The following is a 19,829-nucleotide window of genomic DNA, read 5'->3' as shown; positions in this document are numbered from 1 at the left end:
GCCCGCTTGCCGAATCCCGCCAGTGCGGCCGGAATCGATGGGCGAGATCTTGCCGGAAAACCGGTTAATTCGGCCTTCGGGGCGACGTGCTGCGAAGCGGCATAGCGGCGCGGCAACCTAAAACCTTATTCATTCCGACGATCTCCGGCGCTGGCCACCTGCTCGCGGCTCTTGCGCCATTCACGACCTGTCAACGTGAATCGTCTATAGGACTGACCATGATTAAGCTGCTCAAGCGGCTGGCGCCCATCTGCCTGTGCGTCGCCGCAACCACCACCCTTTTGCCCGGCGCGTCCCAAGCCGGAGGGAACGGCTCGCTGTTCTCGGCCGATGTCGCGCTGTTCGGCGCGGCGACCGATCCGATGGAACTGCCCCGTCCGAAGCCGCTTCTATACACGGGTGCCGAACCTGTGAAGATCGAAAACGCGCCCGAACAGGTATTTCAGGCCCGTGCATCGACCCGCGTCTCGGCCGACGATGTCGCCTGCATGGCCGAGGCGCTGTATCACGAGGCCCGCGGCGAAGGCGCCAAGGGCCAGGCCGCCGTGGCCGAGGTGATCCTGAACCGCGTCGACAGCGGTGCGTTCCCCTCGACGGTCTGCGGTGTCATCAACCAGCCCAGCCAGTTCAGCTACACGATCGGCGGCCGCAAGCCGATCCGCAACAAGTCAGCCTATCTCCGCGCCCGCGCGATCGCCGAGGCGGCGCTGTCCGGCGCGCCCCGCGTCCTGACCGGCGGCGCGACCTATTTCCACACGCCCGCCGTCCGTCCGGCCTGGTCGCACCGCTTCCAGCGCACCGTCCAGATCGGTCGGCACATCTTCTATCGCCGCGGCCAGCGGATGGCCTCGAACTGAGGCCGTCGCCCGGCCCTTGCGCCGGGCTTGCCTGCGCGGCGATTTTGCTGTGAATGGCACCCATGTCACAGCCCGACCGCATTCACCTGCGCGACCATGTCGTGAACGCCGAAATCGGCGCCTTCCAGTCCGAGCGCGGCCGCACCCAGCGGCTGCGCTTTGCCATCTCGGTCGATCTGCGCACGCCGATCAGCGACAGCGGCGACGATGTCGACCGGATCCTGTCCTATGACGTGCTGACCGAGGCCGTCGACACCGCGCTGGCCGACCGGCGCTACAACCTCGTAGAGACGCTGGCGGAACGGATCGCGGCCGAGATCCTCGCCCATCCTGTCGCGGCGCAGGCCCGCGTCACGGTGGAAAAGCTGGATCGCGGGCCGGGCGCGCTTGGCATCACCATCACCCGCAGCATGCCGACACGCGACGCGCCGGCGCGCAGCCTGCCGGTCGATCTGCTGCTGTGGGACGGCCGCCCCGCCGCCCTGCCGGAGGGCGCGGTCGTGGTCGTACCGGCCAAGGCCCCGGCCGGCGAGACTCTGCCCGGCGAGGCCGGGCGTCGGCTGGCGCTGCTGGCGCTGGACCGCGCGGCCTGGTTTCTTGCCCATGATCTCGGCGTCGAGATCGCCGAGACGCGCACCGAACTGGACGCCGCGATCCGCAGCCGTGCGATGGTGGTCTGGGCGCCGGCCCGGCTGGCGGTCGATGCCCCCGAGGCTGGTGGCGAGCCGGCCGGGCTGGCGCTGTGGCTGGCGCGGCGGCTGGGATCGCGCCGGCTTCTGGTGGCGCAACGCGACGCCGCGGCACTGCCACGGCCCCCGGCCGGCCAGGAGATCCTGATCCTTCACGCGCCGCTGGCCCCGGCCGGCGCGCCGGAGGCCCGCGAATGAGCGGTGAGCGGCGCTATTACCGGCCGCTGCCCGGCCCCGGCCCCGCGCGCTGGCGGCTGGCGGGCGGCTGGACCGGGTTTTCGGGCTTCGAGGTGCTGGCCCGCGGACGGCCGCCAGAACATTGCGACGAGGCGCCCGCCGACATCCTTGCCGCGCTGGCCGCGCCGCGCGCGCCGCTGGCGGGGCTGACGATGGACCGGCCCCGGATCATGGGCATCGTGAACGCGACGCCCGACAGTTTTTCGGATGGCGGGCAGTATGATCCGGCCGCGCAGGCGGAGGCGCTGCTGGACGCGGGGGCCGATCTTCTGGACATCGGCGGCGAATCCACCCGGCCGGGCGCGACCGAGGTGCCCGTTGCCGACGAAATCGCTCGCGTCCTGCCGGTGCTGCGGGCGGTGGCCGGTCACACCCTCCTGTCGGTCGACACCCGCAAGGCGGAGGTGGCCGAGGCCGCCCTGTCGGCGGGTGCGGGGATGATCAACGACGTCTCGGGCTTCGATTTCGACACGGACCTGCCCGGCGTTGCGGCCCGCGCCGGCGTCCCGGTCTGCCTGATGCACGCGCAGGGCCTGCCGGCCGACATGCAGGACGACCCGCGCTATGGCGATGTCGTGCTGGATGTCTACGACGCGCTCGAGGCGCGGATCGCGCGGGCCGAGGCGGCGGGCATCCCGCGCCGCCGCATCATCGTCGATCCGGGCATCGGCTTCGGCAAGACCGAGGCGCATAATCTTGCCATCCTGCGGCGGATTTCGCTGTATCATGGCCTGGGCTGCCCGATCCTGCTGGGGGTATCGCGCAAGCGGCTGATCGGCAGCATCGGCGACAGCCCGGTCGCGACCGGACGCGGCCCCGGCACATTGGCGCTGACCCTTGCAGCCGTGGCGCAGGGGGTGCAGATTCACAGGGTCCATGACGTGGCACAGATCAGGCAGGGACTGCGGCTGTGGCAGGCCGTCACCAACAATGACGAGGCAGGAACATGAGCAGGAAGCTTTTCGGGACGGACGGCGTCCGGGGCCGCGCGAACACGCTGCCGATGACGGCCGAGATGGCGTTGCGGCTGGGGGCCGCGGCGGGGCGCTATTTCCGGCGTGACGGGCGCAACCGGCATCGCGTGGTGATCGGCAAGGACACGCGGCTGTCGGGCTACATGCTGGAAAACGCACTGACGGCGGGGCTGACCTCGACCGGCATGAACGTGCTTCTGCTGGGGCCGGTGCCGACCCCGGCGGTAGGCTATCTGACCCGATCGATGCGGGCCGATCTGGGGATCATGATCTCGGCCAGTCACAACCCGGCCGAGGACAACGGCATCAAGTTCTTCGGCCCCGACGGCTTCAAGCTGTCGGACGCGGCCGAGACCGAGATCGAGGAGATCGTGGCCGGCACCATCGACCCCGCGCAACCCCGCAACATCGGCCGCGCCAAGCGGATCGATGACGGGCGCGGGCGCTATGTCGAATATGCCAAGACCACCTTTCCGGCCGGGCAGCGGCTGGACGGGCTGAAGGTCGTGATCGACTGCGCCAATGGCGCGGCCTATCGCGCCGCACCCGAGGTGCTGTGGGAACTTGGCGCGGATGTGGTGCCGCTTGGGGTCGAGCCCGACGGTCTGAACATCAATGCCGGGGTCGGATCGACCCATCCCGAGGCCTGCGCGGCGGCGGTGCTGGAACATGGCGCGGATCTGGGCATCAGCCTTGATGGCGATGCCGACCGCGTGGTGATCGTGGACGAGCGCGGCCGGATCGCGGATGGCGACCAGATCATGGCGCTGATGGCGGCGCGCTGGGCGGAACGCGGCCGGCTGAAGGGCGGCGCCCTGGTGGCCACGGTCATGTCGAACCTGGGACTCGAGCATTTCCTGTCGGGTCGCGGGCTGCGGCTGGAGCGGACCCGGGTCGGCGACCGCTATGTGGTCGAGCGGATGCGCGAGATGGGCTTCAACCTGGGCGGCGAGCAGTCGGGCCATATCGTGATGACCGACTATGCCACCACCGGCGACGGTCTGATCGCGGCGATGCAGTTTCTCGCGGCGATGGCCGAGACCGGCAAGCCGGCAAGCCAGCTGGCCAGCCAGTTCGCGCCGGTCCCGCAACTCCTGAAGAATGTGCGCTATGCCGACGGCGCCGACCCTCTGGCGGCCGACACCGTCCGTGCGGTGATCGCGCGGGCCGAGGCGCTGCTGGCCGGATCCGGGCGCGTGCTGATCCGCAAGTCGGGCACCGAACCGCTTATCCGGGTGATGGCCGAGGCCGAGGACGAGGTGATCCTGCACGAAGTCGTGGACGGCATCGTGGCAGCGGTCGAACACGCGGCCTGAGATCCCGTCAGCCGGAATCGCCCCGGCCGCGCCACACCAACCGGGCCCCACGGATCGCGCCACACGGACCGCGCCACGGGCGCCGCGGGAAACCCGCGGCGCCTTCTGCGTCCCGCGGTGGCCGGGCTGCCCCTGGCATCCCGGCGGTCCTTCTGGGGCGGCAAGGGCGGGATTCAGGGTTCCAGCGCCGTCGGATCGTGGTCGTAAAGCCAGTCATAGCGGCGCAGCAGCCGGCCGGGCGCAAGCAGGCTGGCCGCGCGCAGCAGCCCATGCGCAACCTGCCGCCTTGGCCCGGTCAGGTGATAATTGCGCGCGTTGGCATCGGCGGCTGCGACGATCCGCGTGGTCCGCGGCCGGCGCAGCGTCTCGAATCGCGCCAGCGCGGCCGCCTGGTCGGGATCGGCATCAAGGCAGGCGGCCAGCACCCAGGCATCCTCGATCGCCATGACGGCGCCCTGCGCCAGAAAGGGCAGCGTCGGATGGGCGGCATCGCCGATCAGCGCGCAGCGACCGTCCTGCCACCTCGGCGCGACCTCGTGGCGGAAGAGGCCCCAGACATGGGTCTCGGCGACGGCCGAAAGCCAGGCCTGCACCGGACCGCCGAAATCGGCGAAGGCCGCGCGCAGATTGGCGGGGTCGTCCTGCCGCGACCAGCCTTCTTCCTGCCATGCGCTCCGTTCCTGCACGGCGACGATGTTGCGCAGCCCCCCGGCCAGCGGATAGCTGACGAGATGGCGGCCGGCGCCCATGAAGATCTGCGCCTCGGGGACGGCGCTGCCATCATCCGGGATCAGCATCCGCCAGGCGGTCTGATGGGTGAAGAACGGCACCGCGCGGCCGTTCAGCGCCGGTCGCACGACGCTGTGCAACCCGTCCGCCCCGATGACGAGGGGCGCGTCGGGCGGAACCTCGGACACCGGGCTGTCGAGCCGGATCCGGACCCCGGCAGCGGCGGCGGCCCTGGCCAGAAGGCCGATCAGCCGCGCCCGGTGGATCAGCCGGAATTCGGCGGCCGGGCGGTGGCGGATCAGGTCCAGCCGCGCCACCGCCGCACCGGCGGAATCGCGCAGCTGGATCGCGTGGCTGCGCAGCGACACCGGCTGCATTGCCTCGCGCAGCCCAAGGGCGGCCAGCACCCGCATGGCGTTGGGCGAGATCTGAAGCCCGGCCCCGACCTCGCGGATCGTCGATGCGCGTTCCAGCACCGTGACATCCGCGCCGCGCCGCGCCAGCGCGATTGCGGCCGTCAGCCCCGCCACGCCGGCGCCGACCACCAAGACCGGACGGGCCTTCAGGGCGCCGCTCATGGCGCTGCGCAACAGGCCGTGGGCGGCCGCCGTGCTGTCGCGATGTCGGGGGCGGCTTGCGGCATCACCTCGCGCCTCGGGCCTGACATTGCCAGGTCGGGCACCCGCACCGGAGGGTGCTGCGCCCGGCCGCGGCAGCGGTCTTGGTCAGTCGTCGCGATGCACGCGCTCGCGGCGTTCGTGCCTTTCCTGCGCTTCCAGCGTCATCGTGGCGATCGGCCGCGCATCCAGCCGCTTGAGGCTGATCGGCTCACCTGTCATCTCGCAATAACCGTATTCGCCGGTCTCGATCCGGCGCATCGCCGCGTCGATCTTGCTGACCAGCTTGCGCTGGCGGTCGCGGGTGCGCAGTTCCAGCGCACGGTCGGTTTCCTCGCTGGCGCGGTCGGCCAGATCGGGCACGGCGCGGGCGCTGTCCTGCAGACCTTCCAGGGTCTCGGCCGACTGATCCAGCAATTCCTGCTTCCAGGCCTCCAGCTTCCGGCGGAAATATTCCAGCTGGCGCTCGTTCATGAACGGCTCGTCCTCCGCGGGGCGATAGTCTTGAGGAAGGAAGGTCTGGGGTTTCATTGGTCCTCCGGCGGCGCCGGGCGGGTCTGAGGTCCGGCACCTTGCGGCCCCCTTAAAGTATGATGTGGAGGTTGTCACTAGCCCAATACACGCTATTTGTGCGTTCAGCGCCCGCGCCCGGCGGGCCGGCCTCGCCGCTGACGCTTCTTCGGCCAAGCTTTTCTCGGGAAAGGAGAGTTTTCATGCAATTCGCCGGAACGGATCGTTACGTTGCGCCACCCGAGCTGGCCATCGCCGTGAACGCGGCGGTCACGCTGGAACGGCCGCTGCTGGTCAAGGGCGAACCCGGCACCGGAAAGACCGAGTTGGCCCGACAGGTCGCCGCCAGCCTGGATCTGCCGATCATCGAATGGCATGTGAAATCAACGACGAAGGCCCAGCAGGGCCTTTATGAATACGACGCCGTCAGCCGGTTGCGCGACAGCCAGCTGGGCGATGCACGGGTGCACGACGTGTCCAACTACATCCGCCGCGGCAAGCTGTGGCAGGCCTTCGAGGCGGATCGCAAGGTGGTGCTCCTGATCGACGAGATCGACAAGGCCGATATCGAGTTTCCCAACGACCTTCTGCAGGAACTCGACCGGATGGAGTTTCACGTTTACGAGACCGGCCAGACGGTCCGCGCGGCGCATCGGCCGGTGGTGGTCATCACCTCGAACAACGAAAAGGAACTGCCCGACGCCTTCCTGCGCCGCTGCTTCTTCCACTATATCCGCTTTCCCGATGCCCAGACGCTGCGTGCCATCGTGGCGGTGCATCATCCGGGGCTGAAGCCCGCGCTGCTGGACGAGGCGCTGCACCAGTTCTTCGAACTGCGCGAGGCGCCCGGCCTGAAGAAGAAGCCCTCGACCAGCGAATTGCTGGACTGGCTCAAGCTGATCCTGGCCGAGGATCTGTCGGCCGCCGACCTGCGGCGCGATGCGGGCGAGTTGCTGCCCCGGCTGCACGGCGCGCTTCTGAAGAACGAACAGGATGTTGCGCTGTTCGAGAAGCTGGCCTTCATGGCCCGCCGGCAGACCCGCTGAACCGGCCCGCGCCGCACCCTGCGCCGCGGTTTCGCGTTGGACTGCCCGCCTGGCCCCCTCTAGTCTGCGGCCCGAAGCAAGGGAGGCTTTCGATGACACAGGGTTTCGACACGACCGCCATTCACGCCGGCGCCGCCGCCGATCCGGCCACCGGCGCCAGACAGGTCCCGATCTACCAGACGACCGCCTATGCGTTCCGCGACGCAGACCATGCCGCGCGGCTCTTCAACCTTCAGGAGGTCGGCTACATCTATTCGCGGCTGACCAATCCGACGGTTGCGGCGCTGCAATCGCGGATCGCGGCGCTCGAGGGTGGCGCGGGCGCGGTCTGCTGCGCCTCGGGCCATGCGGCGCAGATCATGGCGCTGTTCCCGCTGATGGCGCCGGGCCGCAACGTCGTTGCCTCGACGCGGCTCTACGGCGGCACCGTCACCCAGTTCAGCCACACCATCAGGCGGTTCGGCTGGGGCGCGAAATTCGTCGATCTCGACGACCTCGACGCGCTGCGCGCCGCCATCGACGCCGACACCCGCGCCATCTTCTGCGAATCGATCAGCAATCCGGGCGGCTATGTCACCGACATCCCGGCGGTGGCGAAGATCGCAGACGAGGCCGGGATTCCGCTGATCGTCGACAACACGCTGGCGACCCCCTGGCTGTGCCGGCCGATCGAGATGGGCGCGACACTGGTCGTGCACAGCCTGACCAAATACATGACCGGCAACGGTACCGTGACCGGCGGGGTGGTGGTGGACAGCGGCACCTTCGACTGGTCGGCCAGCGACCGTTTCCCCTCGTTGTCGGCGCCCGAGCCGGCCTATCACGGGCTGGTCTTCCACCAGACCTTCGGGGCGCTGGCCTTCACCTTTCACGGCATCGCCATCGGCCTGCGCGACCTCGGCATGACGATGAACCCGCAGGGCGCGCATTACACGCTGATGGGCATCGAGACCCTGGGCCTGCGGATGGAGCGTCACGTCGCCAATGCGGTGAAGGTGGCCGAGTGGCTGGAACAGGACCCCCGCGTGGCCTCGGTCACCTATGCGGGGCTGGCCTCGTCGCCCTGGAACGCGACCGCGAAGCGGCTTTATCCGAAGGGCGCGGGGGCGCTGTTCACCTTTTCGGTCAAGGGTGGCTATGCGGCGGCGGTGCGGCTTGTCGATGCACTGGAACTGTTCAGCCATGTCGCCAACCTGGGGGATGCGCGATCGCTGGTGATCCACTCGGCCTCGACGACCCATCGCCAGCTGACCGAGGATCAGCAGCGGGCGGCGGGCGCGGCGCCCGAGGTCGTCCGCCTCTCCATCGGCATCGAGAATGCCGAGGACCTGATCGCCGATCTCGATCAGGCGCTGGCGACGGCAACCGCCTGATCGCGCCTGCGGGAAAGGGGTGGATACCCCTTTCCCTTTCTCTCTCAACGGCCTGCGGGCCTCAGTTCGATTGCGCCCCGGGCTCTTCCGGCGCCTCGGTTCCGGCCGGCGCATCGGCGGCGTCCGGGGTCTCGGGCGCAGCCTGCCGACCCGCCCGGTCATCGGGTGCGGGCCGATCGCCACCGGGACGCGGCCGTTCGCAATCCGCTTCGCTGCCCAGCAGCGCATAATCGATCTGGACGCTGGTGCTCATCGACAACTCGCCCGGCTGGACCGGCACGGCATCGGGTGCCGCGCCCATCTCGGCGGCCATGCGCGCCATCGGACGCGGCCCCTCGGCCAGCTGGCCGTCGCGCAGCGTCAGGATCGGCCCCAGTCGCAGCCCCGCGGCCTCGGCCAGGACGCCCGCCTTGTGGGCCGCGTCCTCGACCGCCGCGCGGCGGGCATCGTCCTCGGCGGCCTTGCGGTCCTCGCGGGCAAAGCTGATGCCGTTGATCTCGTTGGCGCCCGCCGCCACGATCGCATCCAGCACCACGCCAAGCCGGTCGATCTCGGTCACGCGCACCGCGACCACGTTGCTGGCCTGATAGCCGGTCACCCGCGGTGCCCGGCCCTCGCCGTAATCGACCATCGGGTTCAGGCTCAGCCCCGAGGTCTGGATGTCGCTTTCGGCCACGCCCGCGCCGGTCAGCGCATCGATGACGGCCGTCTGCTGCGTCGCGTTCTGCCGCATCGCCTCGGCGGCCGTCTCGGCCTGGGTGGTCACACCCAGCTGCACGGTGGCGATGTCGGGTGCGATCCGCGATTCCCCCTGCCCGGTCACCGAGAGGCGGCCGGCACGGTGGGCGCCATCCGGCCCGCACATCTGCTGATGACCCATCTTGCGGCCCTTGCCGTCCGTCTCGGGCGAGGCCGCCACGGGGCTCGCTAGCCCGAAGGCAAGCGCCGCCGCGCCGGCCAGCGCGATACGGCCGAGGGGGTGGTGTTTCGGAAGCATTTCCGGTCCTTTCTGGTCGTGGGCGCGCAAAGCGGCGCGCGCCTGCATCCTAGCCCGGCGCCACGCGAATTTGCAGTCACAGATCCGCCAGATTTGCTTTTCTCACCCTACAATTTGCGGTAGACCAAGACAGGCCCCACCAAATCGCGGCAGATCAACTGCCACGCCCAGATCGAGCGACACGTCACATCATGAACCAGCACAGCGCTGCCCCAGAATTCGCCCCGGAATTCGCGATGAGCTTCACGCAGGAGGCCGTCGTGCTGGAACACCGCGACGGCCGCGACTGGAAGACGCTGGGCGAGGCGCGCTTTGCCGGGCGCGAGATGGCCGCACGGCTGGCGGCCCTGCGCGACGAGGCCGGCGCGGCCTCGGACAGCCCCGACACGCTGCTGGTGATCCCGGACGACCAGATCCTCTACACGACCCTGACGGTGCCGATCGGGTCGGACACCGCCGCGGTCATCGGCCGCGCGCTGGAATCCATCACGCCCTACCGGGCGGACGATCTGGCCTTCGACTGGTGCCCGTCGGAACACGGCGACATCGAGACGCTGCGCGTGGCGGCGGTCGCCCGCCGCACCCTGACCGAGGCCGAGGATTTTGCCCGCGCGCAGGGGTTCCGGCCCTTCGGCTTCGTCGCGCGCCCCGACGACGCGCGGTTTGACGGCGCGCCCGATTTCGGCCCCAGCCGTCTGGTCGGCGAGGTCGCGGCCCGCCAGCCCTTCACGCGCCCCGATCTGGGCAGCGCCCGCGTCACCGCGCCCGAGATCCACGAAGAGCCGCAGGCCGGCGCCGAACCCGAGGTGGTCACCCCGACGCCCGCCGCGCCCGAGGGCCGCGCCTTCGCGGCGGCGGTTCTGACCCGGATCGTGCCGCATTATGTCGTGCCGGCAGCCCTCCCTGCCCTTTCCGAACCTGCCGCCGCCGAGGCGCCGCCCGCGGAACCCGCCCCCGCCATCGCGGAACCCGCAGCCGCCGTCGCGGCGCCCGCCGTGATCCGGCATGCCGAGCGGCGCGACGGCGCGCCGCGGCTGTCCGCGCGGGCCGAAGCCGTGCACAACCGCGCCGCCGAGGCCCGCGCCCGTCGCGCCGCCGAGGATGCGGCCGCCGTCAGCCCGCCCGCCGCCCTTCTCGAGCGTCTGCGCGGCATCCGGCCCGGACGCCTGCCGGTGATGATCGGGACGCTGCTGGCCGTGCTGCTTGTGGTGCTGACGCTGTTCGGCGGTTCCGGGCCCGGGGACGACATCGCCGCCACCGACGCCGGCAACCCGGCGACGACCCCGCCCGTCGAGACTGCCACCGCGCCGGCAGCGGATCCGGGCACGCCGACCGCCGGCGCGCCGGTCGCCGCGCTCGCGCCGACGCCACCGGCCGTCGAGACCGCCGGGGCAGACGCGACCAGCCCGGCACCCGCTGCCGTCGAGGCGCCGGTCGGCGCCAATGCCTCCGAGGCCGCCGCGCCCGAGCAGCGGCCCGCCGAGACGGCGGCAACGACGCCTGCCGAAACGGCACCCGCCATGCCCATCGGCGTCGAGGCCGCCCCGGCCCGGACCGCCGCCACCGACAATCCCGCCACCGAAAGCCCCTCCGCCGCGACCACGCCGGCCGACATCGCGCCCGCTCAGGATGCGCTGACCCGCGCGCTGACCGAGGCGCTGGCCCAGAACGAGGCGGCTTCGGGGGCGGTCGCGGCGACCGCGCCCCTGTCCGAAGCCGCCACCGCCGGCAGCGCAGCGCCGCGCGCGACGGCCGCCACGACTGCCGAGGCGGCGGCAACACCCGCCACCGCCCCGCAGGTCGCGGCGGCGGGTAGCGCACCGGCCCCCCGTCTCAGCCGCTCGGCACGGCCGCCGGCCGGCGCGCCGGACCGCGCGGCGGTGCCGGCGGCGCCCGACGCCAGCCCCTCGGTGCCGGCCAATCCCCTGCCCTATGCCCAGCGCGGCGAGGCAGAGCCGCCGCGGGTGGCGGCAACCCGCCCGCGCAGCCGCCCGGCCACGGCAAGCGCCCCCGCCGCGGCCCCCGCGACCGCGATCCCTGCCGCATCCCCTGCTGCCGCGCCGGCCGCGTCGCAGTCGCAGCCTCTGGGCGCGTCCGGCCGCCCCCCGGCCCGCCCCGATCGCCTGACCCAACGCGACGAGGCCCGCCTGGACGCGGGCAGGCTGCAAGAGGGCAGCGCGCCCGACGACGATGCCGCCGCGCCCCTGAGCGCCAGCGAAACCGCCTTCCTGGAAGGCTTGCTGCGCGATTTGCGCACCGCGCAGAACGGCCCGACACGGCCAAGCCGGGCCGAGAGTGCCGTGCTGATGCGGCTGGCCGATGCCCGCCCGCTGCGCAAGCCCGTCGCGGTGGCGCGCCCCTCAGGGGATGCGGTTCGCGCCGCGGTGGCCGAGGCGGTGGCGACGCCGGACCCATCGGCGGCACCCGCCCCATCGCCCGCCTCGGTGCGGCTGGCCAGTTCGGCCCGTCCCGCGGCCCGACCGGGCAGCCGGGCCCAGGTCGACCCAGGCCCCGGCAGTGCCAGCCTGTCCGGCAAGGCGGTCGAGGATGCGATCGCCGCCGCCGTCGCCAACAGTTCTGCCATGCCCGGCGCCGTCGCTTTGACGGCGCTTAGTGCATCTGCCCTTCCGCCACGCCGCGCGGGTCAGGCCGCGGCCGCCGCCATCAGCGCGGTCCCGCAGGCCGCCGCCCCAAGCGCGCAGGACCTGCGCGCCGCCGCCGAGGCGCAGCAGCGCGACGACGCCCTGGCCGAGCAGCGCCGCATGGATGCGGAACTGCAGGCCCAGGCCGAGGCCCGCGCGCGCGCCCAGGCCGCCGCCGACGCGCAGGCCGAGGCCCGTGCCCGCGCCCAGGCCGAAGCCCGCGCCCGCGCCCAGGCCGAGGCCGAGGCCCGCGCCGCCGCAGCGCGCAAGCAGTCCTACACCCCGCCCGAGGCCGAGAACGAACCCGAGGTCGCCGCCCTGCCGAAGGTCGGTCCCGGCCAGGGCGCCGCCTCGGCCACCGCGACCGTGAAGGACGGCATCCAGCTGAGCCGCACCCAGATCATCGGCACCATCGGCGCCGGAAAGGCCAGCCGGGCGCTGGTACGGCTGTCCAACGGGCGCATCATCACCCTGCGCCTGGGCGACCGGATCAATGGCGGCACCATCACCGCCATCGGCAACAGCCGCATCACCTTTGTGAAGGGCGGCCGCCCGCAGGAGCTCGCGGTCCTGAACGGCCAGTGATGGAGAGTTTCCTTCTTCTTGCCACTGTCTACCTGATCACCATGGTGATCGCGGTGCCGATCTCGGCCCGCCTCGGGCTGGGTTCGGTGCTGGGTTACCTCGTCTGCGGCATCCTGATCGGGCCGGTGCTGCAACTGACCGGCAGCGGCATGTCCGACCTTCAGCACTTCGCCGAATTCGGGGTGGTGATGATGCTGTTCCTGATCGGCCTCGAGCTTGAGCCGCGCAACCTCTGGGCCATGCGGCACAAGCTGATCGGGCTGGGCGGCACGCAGGTGCTGCTGTCGCTGGCGGCGGTGGCGGGGATCGCGATGGCCTTCGGGCTTGGCTGGCCTCTGGCGATCACGCTGGGCATGATCCTGTCGCTGAGCTCGACCGCGATCGTGCTGCAGACGCTGTCGGAAAAGGGGCTGATGCAGACGGCGGGCGGACGCTCGGCCTTCTCGGTGCTTCTGACGCAGGACATCGCGGTGATCCCGATGATCGCGCTGATGCCGCTGCTGGCCCCCTTCGGCGGCCCAGACGCCGCGCAGGGCGAGGAGCATATCGGCACCGAATTCATGGCCGGGCTGCCTGCCTGGGGTGCCACCCTTGCCACGCTGGCGGCGGTGGGCACGGTGATCCTGCTGGGCCAGTACCTGATCCGGCCGGTGTTCCGCTTTGTCGTATCGTCGCGCCTGCCCGAGATGGAAACCGCCATGGCGCTGCTGATCGTGGTGGGCATCGCCTCGCTGATGATCCTCGTGGGGCTGTCGCCCGCGCTGGGCACCTTTCTGGCCGGGGTGATGCTGGCCGGGTCCGAGTTCCGCCACGAACTGGAAGCGCAGATCGAACCCTTCAAGGGCCTGCTTCTGGGGCTGTTCTTCATCACCGTCGGCGCCGGGATGGATTTCGGCGTCCTGTTCGACCAGCCGGTGCCGATCCTGTCGGCCACGGCGGGGCTGATCGCGGTGAAGGCCGCGATCCTGTGGCTGATCGCGCGCTGGGCCCGGATGGGCCACAAGGACCGGTCGCTGTTCACCCTGTCGCTGGCCCAGGCGGGCGAGTTCGGCTTCGTGCTGATCTCGTTCGCGGTGTCGCTGGCAATCCTGCCGACCGGCCTGGCGCAATCGGTCCTGCTGGTGGTGGCGCTGACCATGCTGGCCACGCCCCTGCTGTTCATTCTGCACGACCAGGTGATCCGCCGTCTGGGCGACGCCGCGCTGGCCACCCCCGACGACACGATCGAGGAACAGCAGCCCATCATCATTGCGGGGGTCGGCCGCTTCGGACAGGTCGTCAACCGTCTGGTCACCATGTCGGGCTTCCAGACCACCGTGCTGGACCACGATCTCAAGCTGATCCAGCTGATGCGCCGCTTCGGCTTCAAGGGCTATTTCGGCGACCCGACCCGCCCCGAGATCCTGATGGCGGCAGGGCTGGCGCATGCGCGGGTGCTGGTCGCCGCGCTGGACGATCCGGCCGCCAACCTCAAGCTGATCCGCTTTGCCCGCGAGCGTCGGCCCGATCTGCATATCATCGCCCGCGCCCATGACCGGGTGAATGTCTACGAGCTTTACTCGTCCGGCGCCAATGACATCGTGCGCGAAACCTTCGACAGCGCGCTGCGCGTCGGGCGCTATGTGCTGGAGAATGCCGGCCTGTCGGAATTCGAGGCGCATGAGCTGGAAAAGATCTACTACCGCCTCGACCGGGCCTCTCTGCGGGAACTGGCCAAGGTCTGGAAGCCGGGCATCCCGCTGGACCAGAACGCCGATTACGTCAAGCTGAGCCGAGAGTTGAACCGCAGCCTGGAAAGCGCGCTGATGGAGCGGTTTCCGGCCAGTGCCCGGAAGCCGCCGCCCGAGGATGACGACCGCGAGGGGCAGGAACCGGAACACGGGCTGAACCGCAGCCCCGGCGATCGGCGGACCAGCGATCAGCGGCCGGGCGGCCGGCCCTGAGCACGCCGACAGGTCCTGTCAGGGCGCCTCGCCGTCCAGCCGGGTGATGGTCCAGCCCTCCTTCTCCAGCAGGCGCAGGACGCCCTGCTCTCCCGGCAGGTGCAGCGCCCCGAAGCCTGCAACGATGCCCTTGCCGCGCCGCGCCGCCTCGGCCGCGCCTGCGGTCAGCGGGGCGATCCAGTCGCGGTTGCGGCGATCCATCAACTGCGATTGCGCCAGCGCCATCTGCTCGTCGACCTGCGCCCGGCTGAGGCCGGAAGAGGCATAGCCGTCGAAGCGCCCGAATTCCCAGATGCGCCAGACATCGCCTGCGAAATAGGCGTCGGTCAGCGTCACGGCATAGTCGTCGGCATGGGCGGCCGCGGGCAGCGATGCGCGGATCATGTCGATTTCCTGATCCGGGGTCAGGCCAGCGAACAGCGAGAAGACCGTATCCCACGGTTCCAGCGGGCGCACCGGAAGGTCCAGATCCTGCGCCCGGGCGACCAGCAGGCGATCCAGCCCTGCCGGCTGGCCCTCGTCGGCCATGGCCCGCATCATGCAGGGCGAGATGCCCAGCAGCATGGCGACATACCACGGCCGCAGCTTGGCCGTGACGACCGAGGGGGTGCCGCGATCCGCCATGGCCGCGGCCAGCAACCGCCACTCCGGCTGCGACAGCCGTTCGGGCAGGGTCGGGCCGGCGGCATTCACCATCAGGTCTGGGCTTTCAGTCAGCGCGCGGGTCAGCCGGGCTTCTTCCTCGGGACCGGCTTCGACATACAGCGCCGCCGCGCTCCGAAGGTCCGGCTCCAGCCGCTCCATCATCGGGCCATGCCGCGGATCGCCGAAATGATAGGTTCCGACCAGGGTGACGACCTGATCGCCGCGGGTCGCGCGCCACAACAGCCCGCGATGATAGGGCACGACGGCCACCGCAGCGTCGATCTGGGCGCGGCGTTCGTCGGGCATCGCGTCGAACAGGTTGCGGCCGACACATTCCGCGGCCCCCGCCCAGCCCGCAAAGCCCGCCCAGATTGCCAGTACAGCCAACAGATGACCCATTCCGCTTCCCTTCCCGTCCCGCGATCCGGCCGCGTGCCCGAGGCTGGCAGAATTCCGGCCCCGCCGCCAGCCCCCGGGGTTCCCGCCCGAAAAGCTCGCAATCCGACATTGACAGGTCGCCCCCGCTCTCCTAGATCAGCGCCATTGGCACTCACCCGATGTGAGTGCCAACAACGACACTGTAACCTGAAACACGGAGTGTTTTCACATGGCATTCAAACCGCTGCATGACCGCGTGCTGGTTCGCCGCGTCGAGTCGGAAGAAAAGACCAAGGGCGGTCTGATCATCCCCGACAGCGCCAAGGAAAAACCCGCCGAGGGCGAGATCATCTCGGTCGGCGAAGGCGCGCGCAAGGATTCGGGCGAGCTGATCGCCCCCGCGGTCAAGGCGGGCGACCGGGTGCTGTTCGGCAAATGGTCGGGCACCGAAGTCACCGTCGACGGCGAAGAGCTGCTGATCATGAAGGAAAGCGACATCCTGGGCATCATCGGCTGACAGCCGCCCGGATACGCAACTTCACGATAGAAAATTCAGGAGATTCAAATGGCTGGTAAAGAAGTCAAGTTCAGCACCGACGCCCGCGACCGGATGCTGAAAGGCGTCAACATCCTTGCGGACGCCGTCAAGGTCACGCTCGGCCCGAAAGGCCGCAACGTCGTCATCGACAAGTCCTTCGGCGCGCCGCGCATCACCAAGGACGGCGTCACCGTCGCCAAGGAAGTCGAACTGACCGACAAGTTCGAGAACATGGGCGCGCAGATGGTCCGCGAAGTGGCCTCGCGCACCAATGACGAGGCCGGCGACGGCACCACCACCGCCACCGTGCTGGCGCAGGCGATCGTCCGCGAAGGCATGAAGGCCGTTGCGGCCGGCATGAACCCGATGGACCTCAAGCGCGGCATCGATCTGGCCACCTCGAAGGTGGTCGAGTCGATCAAGGCGGCCGCCCGCCCGGTGAACGACAGCGACGAAGTCGCGCAGGTCGGCACCATCTCGGCCAATGGCGAGACGCAGATCGGCCGCTTCATCGCCGATGCGATGCAGAAGGTCGGCAACGAGGGTGTCATCACCGTCGAAGAGAACAAGGGGATGGAGACCGAGGTCGAAGTCGTCGAAGGCATGCAGTTCGACCGCGGCTACCTGTCGCCCTATTTCGTCACCAATCCCGACAAGATGGTCGCCGATCTGGAAGACGCCTACATCCTGCTGCACGAGAAGAAACTGTCGTCGCTGCAGCCGATGGTGCCGCTGCTGGAAGCCGTCATCCAGTCGGGCAAGCCGCTGGTCATCGTCGCCGAGGATGTCGAGGGCGAGGCCCTGGCCACGCTGGTCGTCAACAAGCTGCGCGGCGGCCTGAAGATCGCGGCCGTCAAGGCGCCGGGCTTCGGCGACCGCCGCAAGGCGATGCTGCAGGACATCGCGATCCTGACCGGTGGTCAGGTCATCAGCGAGGACCTGGGCATGAAGCTTGAGAATGTCGGCATCGACATGCTGGGCCGCGCCAAGAAGGTCACGATCAACAAGGACAACACCACCATCGTCGACGGCGCCGGTGAGAAGTCCGAGATCGAGGCCCGCGTCAGCCAGATCCGCCAGCAGATCGAGGAAACCACCTCGGACTACGACAAGGAAAAACTGCAGGAACGCGTGGCCAAGCTGGCCGGCGGCGTTGCCGTGATCCGCGTCGGCGGCATGACCGAAGTCGAGGTGAAGGAGCGCAAGGATCGCGTCGATGACGCGCTGAACGCGACCCGCGCGGCCGTGCAGGAAGGCGTGGTCGTCGGTGGCGGCGTGGCGCTGGTGCAGGGTGGCAAGACGCTGGACGGCCTGAGCGGCGCGAACAGCGACCAGGACGCCGGTGTGGCCATCGTCCGCCGCGCGCTGGAGGCTCCGATGCGCCAGATCGCCGAAAACGCCGGCGTCGACGGCGCCGTGGTGGCCGGCAAGGTCCGTGAATCCTCGGACAAGGCCTTCGGCTTCAACGCCCAGACCGAAGAATATGGCGACATGTTCAAGTTCGGCGTGATCGACCCGGCCAAGGTCGTGCGCACCGCACTGGAAGACGCAGCCTCGGTCGCCGGCCTGCTGATCACCACCGAAGCCATGATCGCCGAGAAGCCCGAACCCAAGGGCGCCGCTGGCGGCGCCGGCATGGGCGGCATGGGCGGCATGGGCATGGACGGCATGATGTAATCAGGCCGCTGCCCAGAGGCGGAACGGGAAAGGGCGCCCCTTCGGGCGCCCTTTCTGCTGTCGTCTGCCCGTCGGGCGGTGCGAAAGCCTTTCGCCCGGTGCATGGCGGCCATTCGGCAGGGCGTCTAACCGACAGACTGTCTCGCGCCTAGATTGATGCCACGCCGCAGCACTGCGGAGGATGTTCAGGAGAAACGACATGCACGCAAAGAAACTCGCCGGAGCACTTCGTGCGTTCTTCGATGGCCTTGTCCGGGCCCGCATCGGGGCCACGCCGCGGCTGGATCTGGAACTGAGGCAGGGCGCGCGCTGAGCGCACACCCCGCCCCACGCCGGGTCAACCGGGCTGCCTTCACGTGAAGATGAAGTAGGTCGAGCAGACGATGGCCACGATGGCCGCCCCGGCAGGCTTGGCCGCCGCCCAAGGGGTCATGTCCACCGCACGACTGTCCCGGGCCTCATATTCCGGTCTCATCGGACGCATCTTTCCGATCCACAGCATGATGCAGACATTCATGACGAAAAGGATCGCCATGACGTTCAGGAAATGCGGATAGCTTTCGGCGCCGACGATGTTTTTCAACCCGAACTGGCTGAGAATGTAGAGACCCACGCCCGAGGCGAGACCGATCTTGGCCGCGATGGGCGGAACGTGACGGGTAAAGACACCCACCAGGATGATCGTCAGGATCGGGATGCTGTAGCAGCCGTTGACCTCCTGCAGATAGCCGAACAGGCTCTGGGGTGCCTTGGCGATGAAGGGTGCGATCGTCATCGAGGCGATGGCCAGCAGCCAGCCGAAATTCTTGCCGGCCGCCACGACCTGCTCGTCGCTGGCCTCGGGCCTGAAGTACTGGCGATAGATGTCGACGCCGAACAGGGTGACCGAGCTGTTCAGCGCCGAGTTGAACGAGCTGAGGATCGCCCCGAACAGCACGGCCGCGAAGAAGCCGCGCAGCCAGAAGGGCAGCACCTCGGTCACGAGCCGCGGATAGGCCTGGTCGGCAACCTCGAGTTCTCCCTGAAAGAGATGCCAGGCGATGATGCCCGGCAGCACGACGATGATCGGGCCGAAGATCTTCAGCACCGCCGCGAAGATCAGGCCCTTCTGCCCCTCTTGCAGGTCGCGCGCGCCCAGGGCGCGCTGGATGATTGCCTGGTTGGTGCCCCAGTAGAACAGTTGCACCAGCATCATGCCGGTGAAGATCGTCGCGAACGGGATCGACGAATCCCGCCCGCCGATGGCCTCGAACTTCTCGGGGTTCTCGGTCCACAGGACGGAAATTCCCTCGAACACGCTGCCGCCGCCGATGGCCATCAGACCGAATACCGGGATCAACAGGCCGCCGATGAACAGCCCCACGGCGTTGATCGTGTCCGAGACGGCAACCGCCTTGAGGCCGCCGAAGATCGCGTAGATCGAGCCCACAATACCGATGGCCCAGACCGTTATCCAAAGCGCCGCCGTTTCGCCGACCCCCAGCACCGCGGGCACGTCGAACATCGTCGACATGGCCAGCGCGCCCGAATACAGCACGATCGGCAAAAGCACGATCACATAGCCCGACAGGAACAGCAGGGACGTGATCGTCTTGGTCTGCGCGTCATAACGCTGTTCGAGAAAGCCCGGGATCGTCGATATTCCCGATCGCAGGTAACGCGGCAGAAGCACCAGGGCCGTCACCACCATGGCGATGGCGGCCAGGGTTTCCCAGGCCATCACCAGAATTCCCTCGCTGTAGGCCTGCCCCGTGAGGCCCACGATCTGTTCGGTCGAGAGGTTCGTCAGCAGAAGCGAACCGGCGATCACCGGCGCCGTCAGCGACCGCCCGCCCAGAAAGTAACCTTCCGAATGATGCTCGTCGGTGCCCTTCGTCCAGTAATAGGACAGGATTGCAACCAACGCGGTGAAGCCCAGAAAAACGATGAAGTTGAACGCTCCCATCCTCTGCCTCCATTCTGAAATGTGAAACCTAAAGCGCTAACATAACGCTGCCGCAGTCGTGCGAATCAACCTTGCCGGGCGCGGCAGCCCCTGTCCTCGGGCTGGCGTTGACTTCGCCGGACGGCTTCACC

Annotated in this window: 15 protein-coding genes; 10 read left to right on the top strand and 5 right to left on the bottom strand. The window is 69.4% G+C overall.

The features are described from left to right. The first annotated feature begins 218 nt into the window (after positions 1–218). The 4 genes from Q5Y72_RS14385 to glmM all read left to right on the top strand — a co-directional run bounded on the left by Q5Y72_RS14385 (position 219) and on the right by glmM (position 4,073). Entirely contained in the window at positions 219–857 is a 639-nt protein-coding gene (locus Q5Y72_RS14385) for a cell wall hydrolase (RefSeq protein WP_305964118.1), read from the top strand. A 62-nt stretch (positions 858–919) separates the two neighbouring features. Beyond that, entirely contained in the window at positions 920–1,744 is an 825-nt protein-coding gene (locus Q5Y72_RS14380; protein WP_305964117.1) for a dihydroneopterin aldolase, read from the top strand. Beyond that, entirely contained in the window at positions 1,741–2,733 is a 993-nt protein-coding gene (folP, locus tag Q5Y72_RS14375) for a dihydropteroate synthase (protein ID WP_305964116.1), read from the top strand. Before Q5Y72_RS14380 ends, folP begins: the two co-directional genes overlap by 4 nt. Next, on the top strand, positions 2,730–4,073 hold the full coding sequence (gene glmM / locus Q5Y72_RS14370; RefSeq protein ID WP_305964115.1) for a phosphoglucosamine mutase: 1,344 nt from the start codon (positions 2,730–2,732) through the stop codon (positions 4,071–4,073). Before folP ends, glmM begins: the two co-directional genes overlap by 4 nt. Positions 4,074–4,246: 173 nt before the next feature. On the opposite strand, the gene Q5Y72_RS14365 is transcribed toward glmM, so the two are convergent. Together Q5Y72_RS14365 and dksA are read right to left on the bottom strand one after the other, a co-directional pair. Next, positions 4,247–5,380: an FAD-dependent oxidoreductase gene (locus Q5Y72_RS14365; protein WP_504222734.1), complete on the bottom strand. Its 1,134-nt coding sequence runs from the start codon at positions 5,378–5,380 to the stop codon at positions 4,247–4,249. 147 nt (positions 5,381–5,527) lie between these two features. Further along, positions 5,528–5,950: an RNA polymerase-binding protein DksA gene (gene dksA / locus Q5Y72_RS14360; protein WP_305964113.1), complete on the bottom strand. Its 423-nt coding sequence runs from the start codon at positions 5,948–5,950 to the stop codon at positions 5,528–5,530. Positions 5,951–6,132: 182 nt separating this feature from the next. On the opposite strand from dksA, the gene Q5Y72_RS14355 reads away from it, so the two are divergent. Together Q5Y72_RS14355 and Q5Y72_RS14350 are read left to right on the top strand one after the other, a co-directional pair. After that, positions 6,133–6,975 (top strand): AAA family ATPase, encoded by an 843-nt coding sequence (locus tag Q5Y72_RS14355; protein WP_305964112.1) that lies wholly within the window; start codon positions 6,133–6,135, stop codon positions 6,973–6,975. Between the two features lie 92 nt (positions 6,976–7,067). After that, positions 7,068–8,348 carry an O-acetylhomoserine aminocarboxypropyltransferase/cysteine synthase family protein gene (locus Q5Y72_RS14350; protein ID WP_305964111.1) on the top strand — a complete coding sequence of 427 codons (1,281 nt, stop codon included), beginning with the start codon at positions 7,068–7,070 and terminating at the stop codon, positions 8,346–8,348. A 61-nt stretch (positions 8,349–8,409) separates the two neighbouring features. On the opposite strand, the gene Q5Y72_RS14345 is transcribed toward Q5Y72_RS14350, so the two are convergent. After that, complete coding sequence (locus Q5Y72_RS14345; RefSeq protein WP_305964110.1) at positions 8,410–9,345, bottom strand: SIMPL domain-containing protein; 936 nt, start codon at positions 9,343–9,345, stop codon at positions 8,410–8,412. A gap of 191 nt (positions 9,346–9,536) precedes the next feature. Between Q5Y72_RS14345 and Q5Y72_RS14340 the strand changes: the two genes are divergently transcribed. Both Q5Y72_RS14340 and Q5Y72_RS14335 read left to right on the top strand, forming a co-directional pair. Beyond that, on the top strand, positions 9,537–12,572 hold the full coding sequence (locus Q5Y72_RS14340) for a hypothetical protein (RefSeq protein WP_305964109.1): 3,036 nt from the start codon (positions 9,537–9,539) through the stop codon (positions 12,570–12,572). Next, a complete protein-coding gene (locus tag Q5Y72_RS14335; protein WP_305964108.1) occupies positions 12,572–14,515 on the top strand; it encodes a monovalent cation:proton antiporter-2 (CPA2) family protein in 1,944 nt (647 codons plus the stop codon). The genes Q5Y72_RS14340 and Q5Y72_RS14335 overlap by 1 nt, the downstream gene beginning before the upstream one ends. A gap of 18 nt (positions 14,516–14,533) precedes the next feature. Here Q5Y72_RS14335 and Q5Y72_RS14330 read toward each other — a convergent pair whose 3' ends face one another. Beyond that, a complete protein-coding gene (locus Q5Y72_RS14330; protein WP_305964107.1) occupies positions 14,534–15,559 on the bottom strand; it encodes a TraB/GumN family protein in 1,026 nt (341 codons plus the stop codon). 208 nt (positions 15,560–15,767) lie between these two features. Between Q5Y72_RS14330 and groES the strand changes: the two genes are divergently transcribed. Both groES and groL read left to right on the top strand, forming a co-directional pair. Further along, positions 15,768–16,055 (top strand): co-chaperone GroES, encoded by a 288-nt coding sequence (gene groES, locus Q5Y72_RS14325; RefSeq protein WP_305964106.1) that lies wholly within the window; start codon positions 15,768–15,770, stop codon positions 16,053–16,055. Positions 16,056–16,103: 48 nt separating this feature from the next. Further along, positions 16,104–17,753, top strand: coding sequence for a chaperonin GroEL (gene groL, locus Q5Y72_RS14320; RefSeq protein WP_305964105.1), 1,650 nt, complete (start codon positions 16,104–16,106; stop codon positions 17,751–17,753). A gap of 352 nt (positions 17,754–18,105) precedes the next feature. Here groL and Q5Y72_RS14315 read toward each other — a convergent pair whose 3' ends face one another. Then, the gene (locus tag Q5Y72_RS14315) at positions 18,106–19,698 is read right to left on the bottom strand and encodes a solute:sodium symporter family transporter (protein WP_305964104.1); all 1,593 of its coding nucleotides are present in this window, start codon (positions 19,696–19,698) and stop codon (positions 18,106–18,108) included. Positions 19,699–19,829: the final 131 nt, after the last annotated feature.

It is taken from the genome of Paracoccus spongiarum, from assembly GCF_030732095.1.
Taxonomy (GTDB): domain Bacteria; phylum Pseudomonadota; class Alphaproteobacteria; order Rhodobacterales; family Rhodobacteraceae; genus Paracoccus; species Paracoccus spongiarum.
This window is presented reverse-complemented; position numbering and strand designations above follow the sequence as displayed.

Bases quoted from the DNA above. Each gene is read 5' to 3' on its own strand.
- Q5Y72_RS14385 (WP_305964118.1), top strand. From the start codon at position 219: ATGATTAAGCTGCTCAAGCGGCTGGCGCCCATCTGCCTGTGCGTCGCC.
- Q5Y72_RS14380 (WP_305964117.1), top strand. From the start codon at position 920: ATGTCACAGCCCGACCGCATTCACCTGCGCGACCATGTCGTGAACGCC.
- folP (WP_305964116.1), top strand. From the start codon at position 1,741: ATGAGCGGTGAGCGGCGCTATTACCGGCCGCTGCCCGGCCCCGGCCCC.
- glmM (WP_305964115.1), top strand. From the start codon at position 2,730: ATGAGCAGGAAGCTTTTCGGGACGGACGGCGTCCGGGGCCGCGCGAAC.
- Q5Y72_RS14365 (WP_504222734.1), bottom strand. From the start codon at position 5,380: ATGAGCGGCGCCCTGAAGGCCCGTCCGGTCTTGGTGGTCGGCGCCGGC.
- dksA (WP_305964113.1), bottom strand. From the start codon at position 5,950: ATGAAACCCCAGACCTTCCTTCCTCAAGACTATCGCCCCGCGGAGGAC.
- Q5Y72_RS14355 (WP_305964112.1), top strand. From the start codon at position 6,133: ATGCAATTCGCCGGAACGGATCGTTACGTTGCGCCACCCGAGCTGGCC.
- Q5Y72_RS14350 (WP_305964111.1), top strand. From the start codon at position 7,068: ATGACACAGGGTTTCGACACGACCGCCATTCACGCCGGCGCCGCCGCC.
- Q5Y72_RS14345 (WP_305964110.1), bottom strand. From the start codon at position 9,345: ATGCTTCCGAAACACCACCCCCTCGGCCGTATCGCGCTGGCCGGCGCG.
- Q5Y72_RS14340 (WP_305964109.1), top strand. From the start codon at position 9,537: ATGAACCAGCACAGCGCTGCCCCAGAATTCGCCCCGGAATTCGCGATG.
- Q5Y72_RS14335 (WP_305964108.1), top strand. From the start codon at position 12,572: ATGGAGAGTTTCCTTCTTCTTGCCACTGTCTACCTGATCACCATGGTG.
- Q5Y72_RS14330 (WP_305964107.1), bottom strand. From the start codon at position 15,559: ATGGGTCATCTGTTGGCTGTACTGGCAATCTGGGCGGGCTTTGCGGGC.
- groES (WP_305964106.1), top strand. From the start codon at position 15,768: ATGGCATTCAAACCGCTGCATGACCGCGTGCTGGTTCGCCGCGTCGAG.
- groL (WP_305964105.1), top strand. From the start codon at position 16,104: ATGGCTGGTAAAGAAGTCAAGTTCAGCACCGACGCCCGCGACCGGATG.
- Q5Y72_RS14315 (WP_305964104.1), bottom strand. From the start codon at position 19,698: ATGGGAGCGTTCAACTTCATCGTTTTTCTGGGCTTCACCGCGTTGGTT.